The 22919-nt window shown below is 71.9% G+C and carries 17 protein-coding genes and 1 pseudogene; 10 read left to right on the plus strand and 8 right to left on the minus strand.

Annotated features, from left to right (window positions below; genetic code table 11):
- The first annotated feature begins 96 nt into the window (after positions 1-96).
- Positions 97-474 (plus strand): metalloregulator ArsR/SmtB family transcription factor, encoded by a 378-nt coding sequence (locus ABZ840_RS23150; protein ID WP_052863329.1) that lies wholly within the window; start codon positions 97-99, stop codon positions 472-474.
- Positions 475-507: 33 nt separating this feature from the next.
- On the opposite strand, the gene ABZ840_RS23155 is transcribed toward ABZ840_RS23150, so the two are convergent.
- The gene (locus ABZ840_RS23155; protein WP_361562001.1) at positions 508-1869 is read right to left on the minus strand and encodes an NAD(P)/FAD-dependent oxidoreductase; all 1362 of its coding nucleotides are present in this window, start codon (positions 1867-1869) and stop codon (positions 508-510) included.
- An 804-nt stretch (positions 1870-2673) separates the two neighbouring features.
- On the opposite strand from ABZ840_RS23155, the gene ABZ840_RS23160 reads away from it, so the two are divergent.
- Positions 2674-3018, plus strand: a complete 345-nt coding sequence (locus tag ABZ840_RS23160) for an STAS domain-containing protein (protein WP_361562002.1) — start codon at positions 2674-2676, stop codon at positions 3016-3018.
- A gap of 63 nt (positions 3019-3081) precedes the next feature.
- On the opposite strand, the gene ABZ840_RS23165 is transcribed toward ABZ840_RS23160, so the two are convergent.
- On the minus strand, positions 3082-3948 hold the full coding sequence (locus tag ABZ840_RS23165; RefSeq protein WP_361562003.1) for a serine/threonine protein kinase: 867 nt from the start codon (positions 3946-3948) through the stop codon (positions 3082-3084).
- Positions 3949-4024: 76 nt separating this feature from the next.
- The gene (locus ABZ840_RS23170) at positions 4025-5074 is read right to left on the minus strand and encodes a Gfo/Idh/MocA family oxidoreductase (RefSeq protein WP_361562004.1); all 1050 of its coding nucleotides are present in this window, start codon (positions 5072-5074) and stop codon (positions 4025-4027) included.
- A 200-nt stretch (positions 5075-5274) separates the two neighbouring features.
- On the opposite strand from ABZ840_RS23170, the gene ABZ840_RS23175 reads away from it, so the two are divergent.
- Positions 5275-7401 carry a SpoIIE family protein phosphatase gene (locus ABZ840_RS23175; protein ID WP_361562005.1) on the plus strand — a complete coding sequence of 709 codons (2127 nt, stop codon included), beginning with the start codon at positions 5275-5277 and terminating at the stop codon, positions 7399-7401.
- A gap of 30 nt (positions 7402-7431) precedes the next feature.
- On the opposite strand, the gene ABZ840_RS23180 is transcribed toward ABZ840_RS23175, so the two are convergent.
- The 3 genes from ABZ840_RS23180 to ABZ840_RS23190 form a co-directional block, all read right to left on the minus strand.
- A complete protein-coding gene (locus tag ABZ840_RS23180; protein ID WP_361562006.1) occupies positions 7432-8448 on the minus strand; it encodes a LacI family DNA-binding transcriptional regulator in 1017 nt (338 codons plus the stop codon).
- 91 nt (positions 8449-8539) lie between these two features.
- A complete protein-coding gene (locus ABZ840_RS23185) occupies positions 8540-9130 on the minus strand; it encodes a flavin reductase family protein (RefSeq protein ID WP_361562007.1) in 591 nt (196 codons plus the stop codon).
- Between the two features lie 224 nt (positions 9131-9354).
- Positions 9355-10014 (minus strand): GntR family transcriptional regulator, encoded by a 660-nt coding sequence (locus ABZ840_RS23190; RefSeq protein WP_361562008.1) that lies wholly within the window; start codon positions 10012-10014, stop codon positions 9355-9357.
- Between the two features lie 95 nt (positions 10015-10109).
- Between ABZ840_RS23190 and glyA the strand changes: the two genes are divergently transcribed.
- The 6 genes from glyA (at position 10110) to ABZ840_RS23220 (ending at position 17804) form a co-directional block, all read left to right on the plus strand.
- Complete coding sequence (glyA, locus tag ABZ840_RS23195) at positions 10110-11408, plus strand: serine hydroxymethyltransferase (RefSeq protein WP_361562009.1); 1299 nt, start codon at positions 10110-10112, stop codon at positions 11406-11408.
- Positions 11405-12625 carry a sarcosine oxidase subunit beta family protein gene (locus ABZ840_RS23200; protein ID WP_361562010.1) on the plus strand — a complete coding sequence of 407 codons (1221 nt, stop codon included), beginning with the start codon at positions 11405-11407 and terminating at the stop codon, positions 12623-12625. The genes glyA and ABZ840_RS23200 overlap by 4 nt, the downstream gene beginning before the upstream one ends.
- Before the next feature lie 11 nt (positions 12626-12636).
- A complete protein-coding gene (locus ABZ840_RS23205; protein WP_361562011.1) occupies positions 12637-12933 on the plus strand; it encodes a sarcosine oxidase subunit delta in 297 nt (98 codons plus the stop codon).
- Positions 12930-15824 carry a sarcosine oxidase subunit alpha family protein gene (locus tag ABZ840_RS23210; RefSeq protein WP_361562012.1) on the plus strand — a complete coding sequence of 965 codons (2895 nt, stop codon included), beginning with the start codon at positions 12930-12932 and terminating at the stop codon, positions 15822-15824. Before ABZ840_RS23205 ends, ABZ840_RS23210 begins: the two co-directional genes overlap by 4 nt.
- Positions 15817-16446, plus strand: a complete 630-nt coding sequence (gene soxG / locus ABZ840_RS23215) for a sarcosine oxidase subunit gamma family protein (protein ID WP_361562013.1) — start codon at positions 15817-15819, stop codon at positions 16444-16446. The genes ABZ840_RS23210 and soxG overlap by 8 nt, the downstream gene beginning before the upstream one ends.
- Positions 16447-16643: 197 nt before the next feature.
- Complete coding sequence (locus ABZ840_RS23220; protein WP_361562014.1) at positions 16644-17804, plus strand: glycoside hydrolase family 6 protein; 1161 nt, start codon at positions 16644-16646, stop codon at positions 17802-17804.
- Here the strand turns inward: ABZ840_RS23220 and ABZ840_RS23225 are convergent.
- Together ABZ840_RS23225 and ABZ840_RS23230 are read right to left on the minus strand one after the other, a co-directional pair.
- Positions 17752-19680 (minus strand): kelch motif-containing protein, encoded by a 1929-nt coding sequence (locus ABZ840_RS23225; RefSeq protein WP_361562015.1) that lies wholly within the window; start codon positions 19678-19680, stop codon positions 17752-17754. The genes ABZ840_RS23220 and ABZ840_RS23225 overlap by 53 nt on opposite strands.
- Before the next feature lie 760 nt (positions 19681-20440).
- Positions 20441-22204 (minus strand): annotated as a pseudogene (locus ABZ840_RS23230) (glycosyltransferase family 2 protein); the annotation flags it as partial.
- Between the two features lie 298 nt (positions 22205-22502).
- Between ABZ840_RS23230 and ABZ840_RS23235 the strand changes: the two are divergent.
- Positions 22503-22796: a chaplin gene (locus ABZ840_RS23235; protein ID WP_361562016.1), complete on the plus strand. Its 294-nt coding sequence runs from the start codon at positions 22503-22505 to the stop codon at positions 22794-22796.
- The last annotated feature ends 123 nt before the right edge of the window (positions 22797-22919 follow it).

Here is a 22919-nt window from a genome sequence, read left to right on the forward strand (position 1 = left end):
CGTACGCATGAAGAGGTCTTCATGCGTACGTGCCGATGCCACCATAGCCGAATACATGAAGAGGTCTTCAAATATGCTGGTCGTTACGATGGGCGCATGGGACATGGAGTCGACGCCCGGGTCACGCCGGCCGAGCACTTGGACGCGGAGTCCGCCGCGACCATCGCCGCCACACTTCAGGCGCTGGCCACGCCGTCACGCCTGATGATCCTCACCCGGCTCCGGCAGGGCGCCTGCCCGGTGGGGGAGCTGGCCGAAGCGGTGGGCATGGAGCAGTCGGCCGTCTCCCACCAACTGCGGCTGCTGCGCGCGCTGGGCCTGGTCACCGGCGCCCGCCGGGGCCGCCGCATCGTCTACAGCCTGTACGACAACCACGTCGCGCAGCTCCTGGACGAGGCCGTCTACCACATCGAGCACCTCCGCCTGGGCGCCCGTGACCTGCCGTCGGACGACGAAGCGGCCGAGCGGGACTGAGCCCCGCCCGGCCGCCGCCGAGGTGTCCGGCCGTCAGCTCTTTCTGCGACTGCCGCCGTTCTGTGCCCGTACGTCGTCCGGCGAGATGTAGACGTCCGTGCGTTCGAAGTCGCGCAGCGTCGCGTCCCGGCCCGACTGGAATCCGGTCCGTACGAAATCATCGCCCGCCGTGGCGTTGAGCAGCCAGTTCGCGACGGTACGGAACCGTGCGGTACCGGTTCGCAGGGCCATGAGGTGGTAGCCGCGGGCCACCACCTGCGCGGGCAGGCCGACCAGTTCCTTGCCCAGCGGCCGGGACACCGCGTCGGCGCCGCCCAGGTCGACCACCAGCCCAAGGTCCTTGTGCCGGTACGGCGTGCAGAGCTGGCCGCGCAGCGAGGCGATGATGTTCTTCGCGGCGTGCTTGCCCTGCCGCTGCGCGTGCTGCGCCGTGGGCGGGCAGACCGCGCCGCCCTCCTTGGTGATGTCCGGTACGGCGGCCGCGTCACCGCACGCCCACACGCCGGGCATGCGCGGCACGGACAGGTCGGCGTGGACCGCCAGCCGGCCCTTCACCGTCTCCGCGCCGAGCGTGCCGATCAGCGGGCTCGCGGCCACCCCCGCGGTCCAGATCAGGGTGTGGCACGGCAGCACCCGGCCGTCCGTGAGCGTCACGGTGTCGGCGGTGACCGACTCCACGGACACTCCCAGCGACACCTCCATGCCCCGCTTCTGCACCAGCTCCATCGCCTTGGTGCCGAGCCGTTCGCCCAGCTCCGGCATGAGCCGCGGCGCGATGTCGATCAGATGCCACTTGATCTCGTCCGGTTCGATACGGCCCGCGTACCGCTCGGCCGCCGCGCTGGTCAGCCGCTGCAGGTACGCAGCCGTCTCGGTGCCCGCGTAACCGCCGCCGACCACCACGAACTGCAGCCGGGCCGCCTTCTCGGCGGGGTCGGCGCAGCACGCGGCGATGTCGAGCTGCGCGATGACGTGGTCGCGGATGTACGCGGCCTCGGCGAGCGTCTTCATGCCGAGCGCGTGCTCGGTCAGTCCCGGGATGTCGAAGGTCCGGGTGACGGAGCCGGGGGTGAGGACGAGGTGGTCGTACGACAGGTTCACGGTATCGCCGGTGATCTGGCGGACCGTGCACACCTTGTTGGCAGTGTCCACGCCGATCACACCGCCCGGTACGAGCCGGGTCCGGCGCAGGATGCGGCGCAGCGACGGGGCGATCGACTGGGGAGTGACCACGCCGGCCGCGAGGTGCGGCAGGAGTGGCAGATACAGCTGGTAGTTGGTGGGGGAGACCAGCGTCAGCTCGGCCTCGCGGGCCTCCAGGCCGTGCTCCAGGGCGCGGGCGCATTCCACGCCGGCGAAACCACCGCCCACGATCAGCACTCTGGGTCGTTCCATCACGGTCCTCGCAATATCGGCAGCAGGGGCCCGGTGGCGACGCCACCCCTGGACACGCTGGCACGCACCCCTCCGGCCCGCCATCGGGCCGGGGCCGGTCGTGCGACCGGGTGAGCACCGGCGTTCCAGGTGCGCCGGGTGCCCCGCGAGGACAGTGGTAATCACCCGAGTGATGACGATTCGCGACACGTGGGTACGGGGGTCGGACTCGCGTCCGTACGGGTGACGCGCCGCGAGCACCGGACCGCTGCTCGCGTACGTGCATTGATAAGCGCCGGCGCATCAATGTGCGCCGAAGACCTATCAGGATCTTCTTCTCACGGGCCCGTCGCAGGCGGCAGGCTGGTGCCCAGCGGCGCCGGGGTGCGCCGGACGGGGGAAGGCGGGGGCGTCGGCACATGTCCGTGTGGACCGGCGCTCCCCGCCCGCCCGGACATTCCACGGCACGCGGGTCTTCCCTCTGTGCATGCGCGGAGAGGAGCAAGCGCGGGGGGTGGCGAGGAGTGGCGTGAGGGGGCCAACAACTTTCCGGTACAACCAAGTTGTTGACTCAGGCCAGCAGAGCCGGGTACACCGTATTCACACGTAACGGACCGGCCGATGACCCGGACCCTGCCGACGGCCGGCACGGCGCGGATCCCCGAACGTCGACGGTGGTCGTTGCTGACCTTTCTCCGCGGGTGTCCCCCACCTCCGCAAGCCTCCATCGCCGGTGTACGGCGCGATCGCGCGTCTCGGCCGAACAGTGAAGTGGGGACGGGGATGGCCGAAGAGAGGCGGTCCTTCGGGGGCCGTGAAAGGGCCGTGGGAGCCACCACGGTCATCGAACTCTGTGGGGAACTGGACATTTTGGCGAAGGTCAATCTCGCCGACCGGATGGACGTGCTGACCAGCGCGGGCAGGCCCGACCTGGTCGTGGACCTGCGGCAGGTCACGTTCGTGGACTGCAGCGGAGTGTCGCTGCTGTGCCGGGCGCGGCTGCGGATCCTGGCGCGCGAGGGGCGGCTGCGGCTCATCTCGGACGGCGACAGTGCCTGTGTCGTCCGCGTGCTGCGCCTGACCGGCCTGCTCGAATCCTTTGAGGTGCATCCGGATCTGCTCTCCGCGCTCGACCCGCTGGGTACCACGTCCGACGACGCCATAGCCTGACGGGCGCCGCCGCGGTGCGCGCATCCCTCCTCGATGCATTAATGCACCGTGCTGCTCGGTAGATTAATGCATCAACTCGCCGCGGCCAAGGGGTGCGTGAGCCTCGCCGCCCGCCCGTTCGCGGCAGGCCGCCCGCCACTCCTCGACGAACTGCCGCACACCGGAGTGGCGGTGCGGCGGATCGGCGCAGGTCGCCCGGGTTATCACGGCACGCTGCCGCGGCGTGCCGCGCCAGGCGCGCTCCTCGTCGCCCGCGTCCAGCAGCAGCCGCGCCGTCCGCCCGAGGGTGAACACCGTCGTGCGGATGTCGATGACCGCGCCCCGCACCCACTCCTCCGGCGCCATGAACCGCCGCGACCCCGGTAACCGGTGCGCCTGCACGGTGAACGGGCCGGGGCGGTACTCGTCCAGGTCGACGAGGTGCGGTGTATGCGTGGCGAAGTCGTACAGCACCGCACCGTCGTAGAAGTCCACCGCGACGTACCCGGCCCGCTCCACCGCGAGGTGCGCATCCAGGATCGCGTCCAGCGCCGTCAGTACCCGTGCCACGGGGAGCGCGCGAAAGCGCGCCAGCGCACCGCCCGGCCGCTGCCCGGGACCGGCCGCCGGCGCCCGGTGGTACAGCGACTCGCCGTCCCGCCAGGGCAGTACCACCGCCGACCGCTCGCCCACCCGCAGCCGGTGCACCTGCGGCACGATCACGGGGTGCCGCACCGCCCGGTGGAACGCCCGGCCGCGGTCCAGGGACCGCTCCGCCGCGTCCGTCACGGCCTCCTTCACGCACCAGCGTTCGCCGTCCGGCAGCCGTACGCCGTACGTACGGCACCCCGAGTCCTGGACCGGCCCGGCGGCGAACACCTCGCCCACCCGGGCGAGCAGCGGTTCCAGCGCGGGCACCTCGTGCGTTCCGAGTAACGGATGGTCGGTCATGCCGAGCATCCTGCCAGCGCTTTCGGCAGGGCCTGCGTGCTCGCGCGCCGGGCCGGTGATTTCCGGCCGGTGCGCGTCACCGCGGCCCGACGGTCTCCGTGGCACCGGACTCCGCGGCACGCTGCGCCGTCTCGATCAGGGCGAGGGTGCGCGCCGCGTCCGCGACCGAAACGGCCGGCTCCGCCTCGCCGCGCGCCACCGCGACGAAGTGCCGCAGCTGGTTCGTGTACGAATCCCCGGTGCCCTTCGGTACGAACCGCGTGCTCAGCGGCCGGGTCCAGTCCGAGGTGCCCTCGTGGTGGTAGTGCGCCAGCTGCGGGAAGGACAGCGAGCCGGTGGTCCCGGCGATCGAGTAGCAGGAGCCGTCGGGCCGGTACGGGAACGACGGGTCGTCCTCGGTGGCCTGGTCCCAGCCCCACGGCGCCACCACGGTGTCGGAGATCAGGAACGACCCCAGCGCACCGGACTCGAAACCCACGATGACGCTCGCCGTCTCCTCCACCTCGTGGCCCCGCACCGCGTTGCTGGTACGCGCCTGCACGGTGGTGATCTCCCCGCAGATGTGCCGCACCAGGTCCAGATCGTGCACCAGGTTGATCAGCATCACCCCCGCGCCCTTGCTGCGCCGCCACTCCTGGTCGAAGTACGCGTCGTCCTTCTTCGTCAGCCAGAGCCCGTTGACGGCCACCAGCCGCCCGAGACCGCCGCCGCGCACGAAGTCACGGGCCGCGGCCACGGCGGGGTGGTGCCGGCGGTGGTGCCCGACGAGCAGCGGGACGCCGTGCTCCCGCTCCGCGGCGAGCAGCACGTCGGCCTCGGCGGGCGAGGTGGCCACCGGCTTCTCCAGCAGGGCCGGGACGCCGGCCGCCAGACAGTCCACCGCGGTCGTCACGTGCGCCTGGTTGGGGCTGGCGATGATCACGGCGTCCATGTCGCCCCGTGCCAGCAGCTCCTGATGCGACCTCACATGAGGTACGCCGCACCGCTCGGCCAGCGCGGAGCTGTACGGGTCGGCGACGGCGACCAGCCGGGCGTCCTGCTCCCGGGCGAGGAATTCGGCGTGCTTGGCGCCCATGAGCCCGGCGCCGATGATCCCGATGCGCAGCGGACCGTTACGTGGAGACATCGCCGGCTTCCTCACTCTGGATGACAGTGCTGTATGACTGCGCAGTCATACAGGCGACGAAGCTAAGGACGGGGTGACGCCGACGTCAAGCCCCGACGGCGGGCGGACCCCGAGCCCGCCCCACCCGTTCACGCGTACTTTTCAGCGGAAACCTGCTCTATTGAGTGGATAATGGCGCATAGGCGACGTGGAAGGGCGCGATGGTGACTGAACAGCCGCACGGGACCGGGCACAGCACGTCCCCCGTCATCCCGGCGCTGGACGTGTTCGACCCGGCGCCGGTCGCCGTGGCCGTCTTCCGCGGCCCCGACCACGTCCTCGCGTACACCAACGCCGTCTACCGCAAGCTCTTCGGCGACCGGCCGCTCGGCGTGCCCGCCCGCGAGGTCATGGCCGATCTCGAACCGCAGGAGGCCTTCACTCTTCTGGACGAGGTGTACCGCACGGGTCAGCCGGCGCAGATCGGCCCCGACCGGCCGGTGCGCATCGAGGACGCGCAGGGCGAAGTACGCGACCGCTGGTTCAGCCTCAGCCTCTCCCGGGCCGCGCCCGAGGGGCGGGCCGGCACCCCGGACGAGGTCGGCGTCCTGCTGGTGGCCATGGAGGTCACTGGCGAGGTGACCGCCAAGGAGCGGGCCCGCATGCTGTCGGAGAAGCGGCTGCGCGTCCTCCACCGGTACCAGAGCCTGGTGACGGCCGGTGCGCAGAAGGTGTGGGTCACCGACCGGGACGGCGGGCTCGTGGAGGGCAGCCCCGGCTGGGAGCGGGTCACGGGCATGCCCTGGGACCGGCTCTGCGGGCGCGGCTGGCTGAACGCCGCGCACCCCGATGACCGGCGGGCGCTCGCCGAGGCGTGGGGCCGCGCGGTCCAGGAGGTGCCGCAGCTGTTCCAGCACCGCTTCCGGCTGCGGCACCGGGACGGCTGCTATCGCCACTGCGAGCTGCGCGCGGTCCCCATCCGGGAGAACGGTCAGGTCGTGGAGTGGGTCGGCGCCTGCGCCGACATCGAGGACCAGTGGGTCGCGGACCGCCGTAAGGAGCTGCTGGCGCGGGCCTCCGCCGCGGTGACCGAGTCGGCCCACGCCGACCGGGCCTTCGCGGCGGTCGGCCGGGTGATCGTGCCGGAGCTGGCCGACGCCTGCGGCGTGTACCTCTTCCCCGAGAGCGAGCCGGGCGCCGAACGGGGGGCGGGCATCATCCACCGGATCTCCTCCACCATCCGGCACGGGCTGCCCGCGGCCGTGGCCCCGCTGCGCCCCGAACGGGTGTCCCCCGGCTCGGCCTTCGACCAGGTGATCCACGAGCGCCGCCCGATCCACCGCAGGCTCCGTCCCGGCCCCGTGCCGCCCGAGAAGGTGCCGCCGGGCGTCGCGCCGTGGGCGGAGCTGGCGGAGGTGCACGACGTGGTGATGTTTCCCGTCACCATCGCCGGCAGCGTGCATGCGGTCGTCGCCGTCTACGCCTGCCGCGAGCGGGAATCGTTCGGCCGCGGCGAGCTGAGCCTCGTCCGGGCCGTCCTGGACCAGTCGCTGCCGGTCTTCAGCAACACCCTGGAGCTCCGGCACACCCAGCGCATCGCCCTCGCGCTGCAGCGGAGCCTGCTCACCGATCCGCCGCTGGTCGACGGTCTGGAGATCGTCGCCCGCTACCTGCCCAGTTCGATGGCGGACGAGGTGGGCGGCGACTGGTACGACTCCTTCGTGCTGCCCGACGGCGCCACCACCCTGATCATCGGCGACGTCGCCGGGCACGACCTGACCGCCGCCGTCGCCATGAGCAAGATGCGGAACATGCTGCGCAGCCTGGTCGTCGACCGGCAGGAGCCGCCCGGCGACATCCTGCGCCGGCTGGACGTGAGCACCCAGATCCTCGGTACCGAAGAGGGCACGGCGACCTGCGTGTACGCCCGCATCGAGGGCCCCGAGGGCGGGCCCTGGCAGCTGCACTTCAGCGTCGCGGGGCATCTGCCGCCGCTGCTGGTCACGGCCGAGGGCGAGGCCCGGTTCCTGGACGCCGCCCAGGACATCATGCTCGGCGGGCTCGCCCCCGACCAGGAGCGGGCGAGCAGCAAAGAGCCGCTGCCGCCGCGCAGCACCGTCCTGCTCTACACCGACGGGCTGGTCGAGCGCCCCGACGAGGACATCGACGTGGGGCTGGAACGGCTGCGCCGGCAGGCGGCCGGGCTCGCCACCGAGCCGCTGGACGACTTCTGCCGGGCCCTGGTCGCGGGGCCGTCGGCGGACAGCAGCGACGACATCGCGGTGATCGCCGCCCGGATGCCGGGGCACGCGGGGCAGGAACCCGAGGGCTCGGCGACGGTCGGCTGAGCCGGGTACGGCCCGGCGCGGCGCGGACGGTCAGTGCGGCGCGGGACCCGACGTGCCGCGCTCGATCAGCTCCACGTCGAAGACCTGCCGCCGCGGGGTGTGCGCCGCCGGCTGTTCGATGCGGTGCAGCAGCGTCGTCGCCGCGGCCCTGGCCATCTCCGCCAGCGGCTGGCGCACCGTGGTCAGCCCGATCATCGACCAGCTGGACATCGCGAGGTCGTCGAAGCCGATCACCGACAGGTCCGCCGGGACCCGCAGGCCCCGGCGCCGCGCCGCGTCCAGCACGCCGTACGCCACGATGTCGCTGCCGCACAGCACGGCCGTCGGCGCCGGGTCCAGCGCCAGCAGCTCCTCCGCGAGCGCGAAGCCGGTCTCGTGCGAATGGCTGCCCCAGCGCGCGTACTTCGGGTCCAGCGGGCACCCCAGCTCGGCCAGCGCGTTTTCGAAGTGCTGCCGCCGGTACCGGCCGCTGGAGGTGTCCGGCGGGCCGGTGAGCACGCCGATCCGCCGGTGGCCCAGGCCCACCGCGTACCGCGCCGCGAGCTCGCAGCCCGCCCGCTCGTCGCTCAGTACCCGGTCCACCTCGCCCCGCTCGGTGTCCCGGTGGAGCAGCACCAGCGGCATGCCTGACGCCAGGAACTCGGCCACGGCCGGTGATTCGACGGTCGCGGCGGCGAACACCACGCCGTCCACCGCCCGCCCGCGCAGCGCGTCCAGGTCGCGCGGCGCGCCGTCCTCGTCCCCACCCGGGTCGCCCCGGGTGAGCAGCATCGTGCGGTAGCCCGCCGCGCTGAACTCGCCGTGCAGCGTGGTGATCTCCTGGGGGTACAGGGGGTTCACCACGTCCGGGGTGATCACGGCGACGGTGTACGCGCGGTTCGTGGTCAGGGTCCGGGCCGCGAGGTTGGGGGCGTATCCGAGGCGCCGGGCGACCTCCAGGACGTGGTCGCGGGTGCGTGCGGCGACGAGGGTGTCGCCCCGGAAGACCCGGGACACCGTGGTCTGGGACACCCCGGCGGCGCGTGCCACGTCGTACCCGTTCGGCACCGGTCCTCCCCTGTCTCTCGGCCTGGCCCGCTCACCCTATAGGCGGCCGTCGGGCCTCCTTCTTCGCACAGGCTTCTGTACGCGCCCTTCCTCACGCGGGCCGGGACCGGGGCCAACTCGGCGGCGGCGCGGCCGTGGTTCCGACGAACTGGCCGCGGAGGTAGAGGAGCGGGCGGGCCTCGCGTCCCGGTTCCAGGGCGAGGACCCGGCCGATCACCACGTCGTGGTCCCCGGCGCCGTACACGTCGGCGATCTCGGCGTGCACGCGCAGCAGCACCCCGGGCAGCGACGGTGTGCCCCAGCGTGACAGGTCCCAGCCCAGCCCCTCGTACTTCCGTCCCGTCCGCGACCCGAAGCGTGTGCTCAGGTCCGCCTGGTCCTCGGCCAGCACATTGACCGTGAACCGGCCGGCAGCTCGGATCCGCGGCCAGCTGCGGCCGTCGTGGCCGGCGCAGAAGAGCACCAGCGGGGGAGTGAGGGAGACCGAGGCGAAGGTCTGGCAGGTGAAGCCGACCGGTTCGCTGCCGTCCACGCCGGTCACCACGGTCACCCCGGTCGCGAAGGTGCCCAGGGCGCGCATCTGCCGGGGCGTCGGGGGAGCGGCGACGGGCGGCGGCTCCGCCTGCGGCAGGGCCGTCGTCACGTGCGGAGCCGCGTTTTCGGGCTGGGCTGTGGTGGTCATCAGGGTCACCTCGACTGGTCCGGCGCGGGGCATGGCCGCCGCGCTGTGGCTCGACGGTGGACCGTCGCCGCCGGGCCCCGCCGCGCCGCAGGCCACTGCCGCGCGGTGCTGTCGAGTTCCCCCGGTCCCCTTCGGTATACGGTCCCAAAACCGCCCCGCCCCAGGGAAACCAAGGTCAGAACTTCACGGACCGGAGTGGGGTGGTGCGCCCGTGCCGGAGGCGGTCAGAGGGCCTCGCGGATCGCGCGCTCGAAACCCTGGACGTGGCTGTGGGCCAGCTCGGCGGCCTTGTCCGGGTCGCCGGCGGCGATGGTGCGCAGCAGCGGGCCGTGCTCGCCGACGTGGCCGGCCATGCCGGGCAGCCGGTCGACGAAGAGACACCACACGCGGGTGGCGAGGTTGTCGTACTGGACGAGGGTGTCCTCCAGGTACGGGTTGTGCGTGGCGGCGTAGATGGCGCGGTGCACCGCGAGGTCCAGGCGCATCAGGTCATCCGGGCTGCGGCCCTGCTCGCTCGCGCTCTCCAGCTCGTGCAGCAGGGCGGTCAGCCGGGACCGGTCCTCGGCGGTGGCGTGCCGGGCGGCCTGCGCCGCGGCCATCGGCTCCAGCTGCCGGCGGACCTCGGAGATGTGAGCGAGGTCGGTGATGTTGACCTCGGTGGCGAAGGTGCCGCGGCGGGGGAACGTCGCGATCAGCCGCTCGTACTGCAGGCGCTTGAGCGCTTCGCGTACGGGGGTACGGCCGAAGCCGAGGGACTGGGAGAGCTGTTCCTCGTTGATCGGGGCGCCGGGTCTGATGTCCAGCATGACCAGCCGGTCCCGGATCGCGCGGTAGGCACGCTCGGCGAGCGACAGCTCCTCCGCAGGGGACTCGGGACCGTTCATCGGGGCACCTCTTGACCTGTTCTCCGGGCTCACATACGTTACCGCACAGCCTGATATATCAGTTGGGCTTCAAGCGGATTCTAGGAGCGCCGCAGATGGCAGCGAAACCTTCGAACGCCCTCAACTCCCCGCTCGGCGCGCTCGACCCCGAGGTCGCGGCCGCTGTCGATGCCGAACTCCACCGCCAGCAGTCCACCCTCGAAATGATCGCGTCGGAGAACTTCGCGCCCGCCGCCGTCATGGAGGCCCAGGGCTCGGTCCTCACCAACAAGTACGCCGAGGGGTATCCCGGCCGCCGCTACTACGGCGGCTGCGAGCACGTCGACGTCGTCGAGCAGCTGGCCGTCGACCGGGTCAAGGAACTGTTCGGCGCCGAGGCCGCCAACGTGCAGCCGCACTCCGGCGCGCAGGCCAACGCCGCGGCGATGTTCGCCCTCCTCAAGCCGGGCGACACCATTCTCGGGCTGGACCTCGCGCACGGTGGCCACCTCACCCACGGCATGCGCATCAACTTCTCCGGCAAGCTCTACAACGTCGTCCCGTACCACGTCAGCAAGGACGACCTGCGCATCGACATGGACGAGGTCGCGCGGCTCGCCCGCGAGCACCGGCCGAAGCTGATCGTCGCGGGCTGGTCCGCGTACCCGCGACAGCTGGACTTCGCCGCCTTCCGCCGGATCGCGGACGAGGTCGGCGCGTACCTGATGGTCGACATGGCGCACTTCGCCGGTCTGGTCGCCGCCGGGCTGCACCCGAGCCCCGTCCCGTACGCCGATGTCGTCACCACGACCACCCACAAGACGCTCGGCGGCCCGCGCGGCGGTGTGATCCTGTCCAGGGCGGAGCTCGCCAAGAAGATCAACTCGGCGGTCTTCCCCGGTCAGCAGGGCGGCCCGCTGGAGCACGTGATCGCCGCCAAGGCCGTGGCGTTCAAGGTCGCCGCCTCCGAGGAGTTCAAGGAGCGGCAGCGCCGCACGCTGGAAGGCGCCCGCATCCTGGCCGGGCGGCTGCTCTCCGACGACGTCGCCGAGACCGGCATCTCCGTCCTCACCGGCGGCACCGAGGTCCACCTCGTCCTCGTCGACCTGCGCAACTCCACCCTCGACGGACAGCAGGGCGAGGACCGGCTGCACCGCATCGGCATCACGGTCAACCGCAACGCCGTCCCCTTCGACCCCCGCCCGCCGATGGTCTCCTCCGGCCTGCGCATCGGCACCCCGGCGCTGGCCACCCGCGGCTTCGGCACCGAGGAGTTCCGCGAGGTCGCCGACGTCATCGCGCAGACGCTGATGGACGAGCCCGACGAGGCGCGCGCCGCAGCGCTGCGCGGCCGCGTCGCGGCGCTCGCGGACAAGTTCCCCCTGTACCCGGGCCCGAACGGAGCCACCGCATGAGCACGAAGCCGTTGCCCGAGCACCCCGATCACCTCTGGCGCAACCCCGAGCCCCGGTCCTCCTACGACGTGGTGATCGTCGGGGGCGGCGGACACGGTCTCGCCACGGCCTACTACCTCGCCACCGTCCACGGCATCACGAACGTCGCGGTCCTGGAGAAGGGCTGGCTCGCGGGCGGCAACATGGCCCGCAACACCACCATCATCCGCTCCAACTACCTCTGGGACGAGAGCGCGGCGATATACGAGCACGCGCTGAAGCTGTGGGAGGGCCTGCCCGCCGAGCTGGACTACGACTTCCTCTTCAGCCAGCGCGGCGTCCTCAACCTCGCGCACACCCTCCAGGACGTGCGCGAAGGCGTCCGCCGGGTCGGCGCCAACAAGCTCAACGGCGTGGACGCGGAGTGGCTAAGTCCCGACGAGGTCGCCGAGGTCTGCCCGATCCTCAACACCTCCAGCGACACCCGGTACCCCGTACTCGGCGGCACCTACCAGCCGCGGGCCGGCATCGCCAAGCACGACCACGTGGCCTGGGCGCTGGCCCGCCGCGCCGACGAACTCGGCGTCGACATCATCCAGCACTGCGAGGTCACCGGCTTCGTGAAGGACGGTGACCGGGTCGTCGGCGTGGAGACCAACCGCGGCCGCATCAACGCCGGCCGGGTCGGGCTCGCGGCAGCGGGCCACAGCAGCGTCCTCGCGGAGATGGCCGGCTTCCGCCTCCCCGTGCAGTCCCACCCGCTCCAGGCCCTCGTCTCCGAGCTGCACGAGCCGGTCCACCCGACCGTCGTGATGTCCAACCACGTGCACGTCTACGTCTCCCAGGCGCACAAGGGCGAGCTGGTGATGGGCGCGGGCGTGGACTCCTACAACGGATACGGGCAGCGCGGCGCCTTCCACGTCATCGAGCAGCAGATGGCCGCGGCGGTCGAGCTCTTCCCGATCTTCGCCCGCGCCCATGTGCTGCGGACCTGGGGCGGCATCGTCGATGTCACCCCGGACGCCTCGCCGATCATCTCCACCACCCCGGTGGAGAACATGTACGTCAACTGCGGCTGGGGGACCGGCGGCTTCAAGGGCACGCCGGCCGCCGGGTGGACCTTCGCGCACACCATCGCGACCGACTCGCCGCACCCCCTCAACGCCCCCTTCGCCCTGGACCGCTTCGTCACGGGCGCCCTGATCGACGAACACGGCGCCGCCGCCGTGGCCCACTGAGAGGACGCACGGTGCTCCTGCTGAACTGCCCATGGTGCGGGCCCCGCGACGAGACCGAATTCCACTACGGGGGCCAGGCCCACCTCCCGTACCCCGATTCCCCCGCGGATCTCGACGATCCGCAGTGGGCCGAGTACGTCTTCTACCGCGACAACCCCAAGGGCCCCTTCGCCGAACGCTGGTCGCACGCGACCGGCTGCCGCCGCTGGTTCAACGCGGTCCGCGACACCGTCAGTTACCAGGTACTGGCCACCTACCGGCTCGACGAGCCGCGCCCCGACGCCCTGTCCGAGGGAGGGAACCGATGACCGAGCAGCCCTGCCGCCTTCCCCACGGAGGCCGCGTCGACCGCGCCACCACGCTCCACTTCACCGTCGACGGACGCGAACTGAGCGGCCACCCCGGCGACACCGTCGCCTCCGCGCTGCTGGCGGCCGGCGCCGTCGAGGCGGCGCCCTCGATCTACCGCGGCCGCCCCCGGGGCATCACCGCCGCCGGTGTCGAGGAGCCCAACGCACTCCTCCAGCTCGCCGGGCCCTGCTCCGAGGGCATGCTCCCGGCCACCACCGTGGAGCTGTACGACGGCCTGGCCGCCACCACGCTCTCCGGGCTGGGCCGGCTCGACCCGACGCCCGACACCGCCGTCTACGACAAGAAGTACGTCCACACCGACGTCCTGGTCATCGGCGCCGGACCGGCGGGACTCGCGGCCGCCGCCACCGCCTCGGCCACCGGCGCCCGGGTCCTCCTCATCGACGAACAGCCCGAACCCGGCGGGGCGTTGCTCTCCGGCCGCCACGAGAAGGTCGACGGCCGGGACGCGCGCGACTGGGTGCGCGAGACCCGGGCCGCGCTGGACGCCGCGCCCGAGACGACCGTACTCACCCGCACCAGCGCCTTCGGCTCCTACGACGACAACTACGTGCTCGCCGTGCAGCGGCGCACCGACCACCTCGGCGCCGAGGCGCCCGAAGGCGTCTCGCGGCAGCGGCTGTGGCACATCCGGGCGGCGCGGGTCGTGCTGGCCACCGGTGCCCACGAAAGGCCGCTGGTCTTCGCCGACAACGACCGCCCCGGCATCATGCTCGCCTCCGCCGTCCGGACGTACCTCAACCGGTACGCCGTGGCGCCCGGCGCCCGGGTCGTCGTCACCACCACGAACGACAGCGCCTACGAGACGGCGGCCGATCTCTGCGCGTCCGGCGTCGAGGTCGCCGCCGTCGTCGACACCCGCACCGAACTGTCCGACCGGGCGGGCGAGTTCGCCACGGAGACCGGGGTGGAGGTACTGACCGGCAGCGTCGTCACCGGCACCGCGGGCGACCCGCGGCTGACCGGCGTCACCGTGCGCGCCCTGGAGGAGGACGGGCGGGTGAGCGGCCCGGCCCGGTCCTTCGACTGCGACCTCCTCGCTGTCTCCGGCGGCTGGACGCCGGTCGTCCACCTGCACTCCCAGCGGCAGGGCAAGGTGCGCTGGGACGAGGAGGTGGCCGGGTTCGTGCCCGTGGCGGCGGTGCCCGGACAGCACCTCGCGGGCGCGGTGTGCGGCACGTACGGTCCGGCGGACTGTGCCGCGGCCGGGGCCCGGGCCGGTGCGCTGGCCGCCGCGGAAGCGGGCTTCGCGACCGTCGTCCCCGACGGGCCGGCGCCCGAACCGCCTACGCCCGTACGGCCGGTCTGGCTGGTCCCCGGCGAGGGCGACGACCCCGGCGCCTGGGACAGCCACTTCGTCGACCTCCAGCGGGACGTCACGGTCGCCGACGTGCGGCGCTCCACCGGAGCCGGGATGCGCGGCGCCGAGCACGTCAAGCGGTACACCTCGCTGGGCACCGCCAACGACCAGGGCAAGACCTCCGGCGTCAACGCCATCGGCGTCATCGGTGAACTGCTGAAGGAGGCCGGCTCCCCGGCGTGTGCGCCGGGCGACATCGGCACCACCACCTACCGCGCGCCCTACACGCCCGTCGCCTTCGCGGCCCTGGCCGGGCGCGAGCGCGGGGAGCTCTTCGACCCGGTGCGCCGGACCCCGGTCCACGACTGGCACGTCGAGCAGGGCGCGGAGTTCGAGGACGTCGGGCAGTGGAAGCGGCCGTGGTACTACCCGCGGTCCGGCGAGGACATGGACGCCGCGGTGGAGCGGGAGTGCCGGGCGGCCCGCGAGGGCGTCGCCTTCATGGACGCCTCCACCCTCGGCAAGATCGAGATATGGGGCGCCGACGCCGGCGAGTTCCTCAACCGCATCTACACCAACGGCTTCAAGAAGCTGAAGACCGGCTTCGCGCGCTACGGCGTGATGTGCAAGCCGGACGGCATGATCTTCGACGACGGCGTGACCCTGCGCGTCGCCGAGGACCGCTACTTCATGACCACCACCACCGGCAACGCCGCCACCGTCCTGGACTGGCTGGAGGAGTGGCTGCAGACCGAGTGGCCCGAGCTGGACGTGAAGTGCACCTCGGTCACCGAGCAGTGGACCACCGTCGCCGTCGTGGGCCCCAAGTCCCGTGAGGTCATCGCCCGGGTGGCGCCCGACCTGGACGTCTCCAACGACGCCTTCCCCTTCATGACCTTCCGCGAGACCACCCTCGCCTCCGGGGTTCCGGCGCGGGTCTGCCGGATCTCCTTCTCCGGCGAGCTGGCCTTCGAGATCAATGTCTCGTCCTGGTACGGCCGGGCGGTCTGGGACGAGGTGCACGAGGCGGGCCGCCCGTACGGCATCACTCCGTACGGCACCGAGACCATGCACGTGCTCCGGGCCGAGAAGGGCTTCATCATCGTCGGCCAGGACACCGACGGCACGGTCACCCCGCAGGACGCCGGGATGTCCTGGGTGGTCTCCAAGCTGAAGGACTTCGTCGGCAAGCGCTCCTTCAGCCGGCCCGACACGGCGCGCGCCGACCGCAAGCACCTGATCGGCCTGCTGCCCACCGACCGCACCACCCGCCTCCCCGAAGGCACCCAGATCATCGACCAGGGTGTGCCCGTGACACCGGAAGACGGGCCGGTCCCGATGCTCGGCCACGTCACCTCCGCCTACTACAGCCCGGCACTCGGCCGCCCGTTCGGCCTGGCGATGGTCAAGGCGGGCCGCGACCGGATCGGCGACACCCTGCTCGCCGTCGTCGGCGACGACCTCGTACCCGTCGTGGTGACCGGACCCGTCCTCTACGACCCCGAAGGGACCAAGCGCGATGGCTGAGCCGACCCTCACCGACACCGCCGCCGGGCCCGCGGCGCTCCGCCGCAGCCCGCTCGCCCACCTCGCCGGCCTGCTCCGGGACGCCACCGTCACCGGACCGCGCGGGGTCGCCGTCAGCGAGTGGCCGTACGCCACGATGGTGAGCCTGCGCGTCGACCCGGAGTCGTTCGCCGCCGCCCGGGTGGCGAAGTGTCTGGGCGCCGCGCTGCCCGCGCGCTGCGGGGAGACGGCACCGGCCGGGCCGCGCACCACGCTGTGGCTCGGGCCCGACGAGTGGCTGGTCGTCGCGCCGCCCGGCGCTGACCCGCTGACCGCCGAACTCCAGGAGGCGCTGGCGGGCGAGCCCGGCTCGGCCGTCGACGTCTCCGGCAACCGCACCGTCCTCGAACTGCGCGGCCCGGCGGCCCGCGACGTGCTGGACAAGGGCTGTCCGCTCGATCTCCACCCGCGGGTCTTCGCCCCGGGCCGGGCGGTGAGCACCCAGCTCGGGCCCGTTCCCGTCCTCCTCTGGCGGACGGCCGAGGACACCTACCGGCTGCTCCCGCGCTCCTCGTTCGCCGACCATCTGGCGCGCTGGCTGGTCGACGCGATGTCCGAGTACGCGCGGCCCGAGGTGCCCTGACGGGGTGCCACTCCCTCGCGGTCCGGCACGACCGGGCAGTAAATAACACGAACGACGGTCATTCCGTGTCACTCTGAAGGGGTATGACATGGAATGACCGTTTCGTTGTGCGGCGTGCCGTACGGTGCGCACCGCGAAGGAGAGGACGCCGATGACTGGGCAGGCCGCTGATGAGTTGGCGAAATAACCGGGCGGGCGTGGCCCTCGGAGTGCTGCCGCTGCTCGGCATGCTGACCGCCGCGTGCTGGGCCGCGGCACCCGAGGGAAAGCAGACCGGCTTCTGGGTCGACCCCGACACCGCGGGTGCCCGCAAGGCACGGGTGCTCGCCGAACGGGGACGGGAGGCGGAGGCGGGCCTGCTGCGCCGGATCGCCGACCGGCCCGTGGCCGTCTGGCTGACCGAGGACAACCCCGCGTCCCGCGTCGCGCGCATCACCAAGGAGGCGGCCGGCGACAGCCAGGTACCGGTCTTCGTCGCCTACAACATCCCGCAGCGCGACTGCGGCCACTACTCGGCCGGCGGCGCCGGCAGCGACGACGCGTACCGCCAGTACGTCGCCCGGCTGGCCCAAGGGCTGGGCAGCCGCAAGGCGGTCGTCGTGCTGGAGCCGGACGCGGTGCCGCACACCGTCGCCGGCTGCCGCAACCGCGCCCGCGCCGACCGCCTGGCGCTGCTGAACGAGGCGGTCCGCACCCTCAAGACGCGCCCGGGCACCTCGGTCTACGTGGACGCGGGCAACGCCTCCTGGATCAAGGACATCGACGCGCTCGCCAAGTTCCTGTCGTCCGCGGGCGTCAAGCACGCCGACGGCTTCGCGCTCAACGTCTCCAACTTCCAGACCACCAAGGCCAGCGAGGAGTACGGCGACAAGCTCTCCCGGGCGCTCGGCGGCGCCCACTACGTGATCGACACCAGCCGCAACGGCAACGGCCCGCCCCCGCCCGACCAGGACCCGGCGAGCGGCGAGGAGAGCTGGTGCAACCCGCCCGACCGCGCGCTCGGCACACCTCCCACCACCCGCACCGGGCACCCGCTCGTGGACGCCTACCTGTGGATCAAGCGGCCCGGCGAGTCCGACGGCACCTGCCGCGGCGGACCGCCGGCCGGCCAGTGGTGGACCGACTATGCGCTGCAGTTGGTCCGCGGCTCGCTGGAACGCCCACAGGCCCCGGAGCCGCCGCGCCGCCCGGACCAGCCCTCTCCGGATCAGCAGTCCCCGCAGCAGCCTTCTCCCGAGCCGCCGCAGCGGCCGGAACAGCAGCAGGCCGGCGCCGCACCCTCCCCGGCACCGGCCGCGGCCCCGGTCACTTCACGTGAACCCACTTCGCCTGCGACGGCGTCCCCCGCGAGTCCATGAGGAAGAGCATGTACCAGCCCCGGGGCACCAGTGAGTGACTGCCGGGCACCTTCACCGACAGCGTTCCGCCCCGGCGCGTGAAGTCCAGCGCGATGGACCGCTGCTCCACATCGGTGACATGGGTGACGGCGCTCGGGCGCATCAGCCGGGCGGTCTTCACCTTCCCGGCGCCGGCGACGGTGAAGCGGGTGGTCCCGCCCCGCTCCACCTCGACCGGGCCGTGCGCCGCCGCCGGGCGCGTCCGCTCGTAGAGGTACGGCGGCGTGTACACCTCGATGCGCTTCTCGAACTCCCCGCCCCGGCTGTCCGCCCGGTCCGAGAAAAGCGGGTCCGAGCCGAAGACCGCGATCCGCCCGTCCGGCAGCAGCAGCGCCTCGGAGTGGTAGTTACGGCCCACGGTCGGGTCGGCGACCCGGGTGAAGGCCCGGGTGCGCGGGTCGAAGATCTGCGCCTTGTGGTTGTCGCTGGCGCCCTTGCCCCGGTAGTCGCGGGACCCGCCGCTGGTGAAGACCTTGTCGTCCGGGGTGAGCACCGCGTTCAGGTACCGGGTGCCCTCCGACAGGTCGGGCCCGGCGTGGTACCGCGGGTTCTTCTCGGTCAGGTCCACCAGCGCGGTACGCCCCGTGGACCGCGGGGACTCGCCGACGCCGCCCCCGCCGAAGAGCATCACCTGCTGCTTCTGCGCGGGCGGCAGCAGCACGGATGCGGAGGTCTCGGTCCGGTCGGCCTCCGTCAGGCCGGGCACCGGCTTGAAGGTGTTCTTCCTGACGTTCCAGATGCCGGGCACCCGGCCCTTCTCGGCCGGGCCGTAGCCGGCGTTGGAACCGGAGTAGAAGAGCTTGCCGTTGCCGGTCAGGAAGAGCGCGGGATAGGTCGGGAAATAGCGGTTCGGCCCCTTGGACCACTTGCGGGTCTTCGGGTCGTAGATCTCGTTCTTGCCCGGGATGATCTCGCCCATGTCGTCCAGCCCGGACACCGCGAGGACCTTGCCGCTCTTGAGGGTCACCAGCGTCGGGTACCAGCGGGCCTCGCTCATCGGGTCGACACGGAGGTACCGCTCGGCGACCGGATCGAACTCGTACGCGTCCTTCAGCCCCTGGAAGTCCTTCTTGTCCAGGCCGAGCTTGGTCGCCAGACCGTAGTGGTTGCGGGCGTCCGCGCCTTTGAGGCCCTTGATGTCGTACTGCGCCGCCGTGTTGGTCACCCCGGCCTTACCGCGCCGCACGGCCTCGACGAACACGCGTGCCTCGCGCGCGGTGACCCGCATCTTCCCGCTCCCGTCGCGGGCGGGCGTCTTCTTCGCGCGCGGCACGACCGCCGGGAACTGCGAGCGGTACTCGATCCCCTTCGGGCTGCGGAAGACGGTGCCCTTGGGCAGGGTGCGCGGCTTGTCGGGGTCCTCGTTCTTGACGACCATCAGGCCGCCGGCCCGGGTGACGTCGCCCTTGAGCTTCTCGTACCGGCGGGTGCCGCCCGCGACCAGCAGTTTGCCGTCCGGCAGCTGGGCGTGGCCGGCGCAGAACATGTCCTTCGGTGTGTGGATCTCCTTGAAGGTGTTCTTCACGGGGTCCCACAGGACGCTCTGGAACGTGCCGGCGTCGAAGTTCTGCTCGTCGTTGCCGGAACCGGCGATCATCAGCACCTTGCCGGTGTGCAGCAGCGCGGCGTGGATGGAGTTGATCCGGAAGCGCTCCGGGACGTCCGCCAGGTCCCAGTGGCCGTACCGCGCCTTGTAGGAGGGCTGGTTGATCTTGTAGTCGTGGTACTTGTGCGAGGCGAAGCCGATGACCGCGGGCGCGTTCATCGCGCCGACCGCACTCAGCGCGACGGCGCCGACCGCCACCTTGCGGGTGCGGGGGCTGGGCCTGAATCTCACGTGGGGGCCTCCTGAGGGTGAGGCGGTCCCGGAGGACCAGAGAGAAGGGACGGGAGCCGCCCGGGTGTCAGGACGGCGCGGGCGCGTCGGCCCCGTCGAGGACGGGCGGACCGCCTCCGGTGTCCGGACTGCGCAGGAACTCCTCCACCGCCCACCGGCTCGACGCGACCTTCACCAGGTCCGTCAGCCGCGCGGCCGACGGCCCGTAGCAGACGTAGTAGGCGATCCCCTGCGGGTCGCCACCGTTCCGCCGGGCCAGCACCCAGCGTCCGAACCCGTCCTGCGGTGCCGGGCGGATCGTGACCCGCGCCCAGGCGTACTCGCGCGCCTCCCGCGGGTCGATCCGGCCCCGTACGTACTTCCACGCCTGCACGGGGAGCGTCGTGACCAGTGCGTCCACGCGCGCGTCGGCGCCGTCCGCGGTGTGCACCGTGTCGTCGGCCCCGAGCGCCAGGACGTACGGGACGCGGGACTCCTCCAGCCAGTCGCGCAGCGGCCGGTCCCGCCCGTACGCCACGTCGGCGGTGACCCAGGAGAACGGCGCTTCGGAGTCGAGGGCGTGCCGCACCAGCTCCCGGAACCGCTCCGCTTCGTCGTCAGGGGCCTCGCTGGTCTCGCCGGCCTCGGTTTCGGGCCCCTCGGCGGCATCGGCGGCTTCGGCGGCTTCGGCGGGGCCGGGCGTGAGCTCCCCGGCGGCGGCCGGGATCGGGGCCGGGGCGGGGGTCGGGGACTGCTCGGCGCGGCGACGTTCGAGGACCGGGGAGAGGCGCCAGACCGCCAGCGGGGCGACGGCGATCACCAGCGCGATCGCGGCCCAGGTCCGCATGGCCACGTGGGTGTGGCCGAGGAAGACCGAGGCGATCAGCGTCATGGAGAAGACTCCGGCCCACGCCAGGTGGGTGGTGAACGTGCGCAGCCGGTCCGGGTTGGCGGTGTCACCCTTCGAGGTGACGACGAAGCCGGCCTTACGCCGCAGCACCGCCCCCGTCAGCGAGCGCGCGTACAGCGGTGCCGACATCGCGGACATCGCCATCCCCGCGATGCCCGAGGACCCCTGCGGCTCGTGCGGGCTGACGTTGTGTCGCCGGTTCCACATGTACAGCCCGATCTGCAGGGCCGCGGCGTCGCTGTACAGCATCATCCACATCTGCGACTCGACATGGACGCCGGAGGCGCCCAGACAGAGGAACAGTGCGCAGGACAGGCCGCCGATGGCCCAGTTGATGCCGGCGATCGGGTAGTAGGTCACCATCAGCCCGTAGTTGAGCGCCTGGCCGGGGGAGAGGCGGACGACCGCCCGCCAGAACTGCCGGATGATCGACTCGTAGGTGCCGCGGCTCCACCGCAGCTGCTGGTTGAAGAAGTCGGTCCAGGTGGCAGGGCCCTCGCCCACCGCCAGCACGTCGGGGGTGTAGACCGAGCGCCAGGGGCGGCCGGTCGTGGGATTCTCCCGGCGGTGGATCTCCAGCCCGGTGGCCATGTCCTCGGTGATGGAGTCGTAGAAACCGCCGGCCTGTTTCAGGGCGCTGATCCGTACGCAGTTGTTGGTGCCGACGAACATCGGTGAGCCGTACGCGTTACCGGCGCGCTGGATCAGCGCGTGGAAGAGGAATTGCTGGCTCTCGGAGGCCTTCGCGACCGTGCTGTCGTAGTTCCCGTAGACCTGCGGGCCGACGACGAACGCCACGTCCGGATCCCGGAAAAAGCCCAGCATGCGTTCCAGGTAAGCGGGCAACGGCACATGGTCCGTGTCCACCCCGGCCATGAATTCATAACCGTCGCCGTGCGCTGCCAGCCAGGCATTGTAATTGCCGTGCTTGGTCTTCGCGCGGTACGGGCCGGTCGGCTGGTTCCATTTCTCCACGCCTTTGCGGGAGAAGTGCCGGACGCCCAGCTCCTCGCACAGCTCCCGCACTTCGGGAACATTTCCCTCGTCCAGCAGCCACACGTCCAGCGGTCCGTCGTGCCGCAGCGCGGCGGCCCCCGTCAGCGTCGCCCGGACCATCTCCAGGGGCTCCTTGCCGGGGACGAAGGTGGTCAGGAACGCCACCCGGGTGCCGGGTGCCGCTCGGACCGGTACCGGGTCCCGGGCGACGAGCGTGGCGTGGGCGATGGAGACGACGTTCAGGACGCGGAAGGCCTCCAGCAGCCCGATGGAGACGAGCATGACGGTGTCGGCGAAGATCTCCCAGCCCGCCGCGTACTCCCGGTGCACCCAGTGCTGCGGCTGCATCAGCCAGATGAGCAGCGCCAGTGAGGCCAGCGGCGCGCACGCCAGCAGCAGGGCCGTCAGCAGCCGGTGCGAACTGCTGCTCGACAGCGAGCGGTACTGCACCCGGTAGGGCCCGGCGTCGGTGTCCGGCACGGTCAGTGGCCCGGCCAGCCGGCTGAATTTCTCGTAGTCGTAACGAGGAACGGACGGTGTTTCGGCGGCCGGGCAGCGCACTTCGGTTTCCGCGCCGTCCTCCGTTTGCGCTGAACGGCTGCTGACCGCGACCGACGAGTGGCCACCGCGCTGATCCATGGCAGTTTTCCGGGAGAACGGCACGCTACCCCTCGTTACGTATGTCGCTCATAGGTCGAACGGGTCACTAAAACGCTAAGCTAACAAACCTTCTGTATGGCGGTCGGCTGCCAGCGCCGCGGGCACGCCCGAATGGCGGGGAAGCGGCCGGAAGGAAAGCGGCGCGGGGCAATCCGTGCGGCCGAACAGGTGAAAAACGGTTGGCCCCGCAACTTTGGACGCGGCTGACCCGATCAAGAGGGAGAAGGTAAGCGGCAGTACGGCCGCCTCTCACTCTTTTGCAGAAAGGCCAGTTGTCATGTCACGAATGGCGAAGTTCACCGCTCTTACGGCTCTTGCGACCACCGCGCTCTTCGGCGGGGCGACGGTCGCCTCCGCGCACGGCACCGGCAGCGGGGGCGCGTCGGCCTCCGCCGCTGCCGCGGGCTCCCCGGGCGTGCTGTCGGGCAATGTGGTCCAGGTTCCGGTCAGCGTCCCGATCAACGCCTGCGGCAACACCGTGGACGTCATCGGCATCCTGAACCCGGCCTTCGGCAACAGCTGCGCGACCAACGCCCCGCACCAGAAGAACCACCACCACAAGAAGCACTGAATCAGCGGTGGTGTGAAGCCCCTCCCCTCCGGTGCTCCCAGCCCGGCAACGGACGGGAAAAGCCGCCCCCGGCCGGATACCGGCCGGGGGCGGCGCTGCCTTCCGCTCCCGGCGTTCGGAAGC

The organism is Streptomyces sp. NPDC047117 (genome assembly GCF_040643545.1).
Classification (GTDB): domain Bacteria; phylum Actinomycetota; class Actinomycetes; order Streptomycetales; family Streptomycetaceae; genus Streptomyces.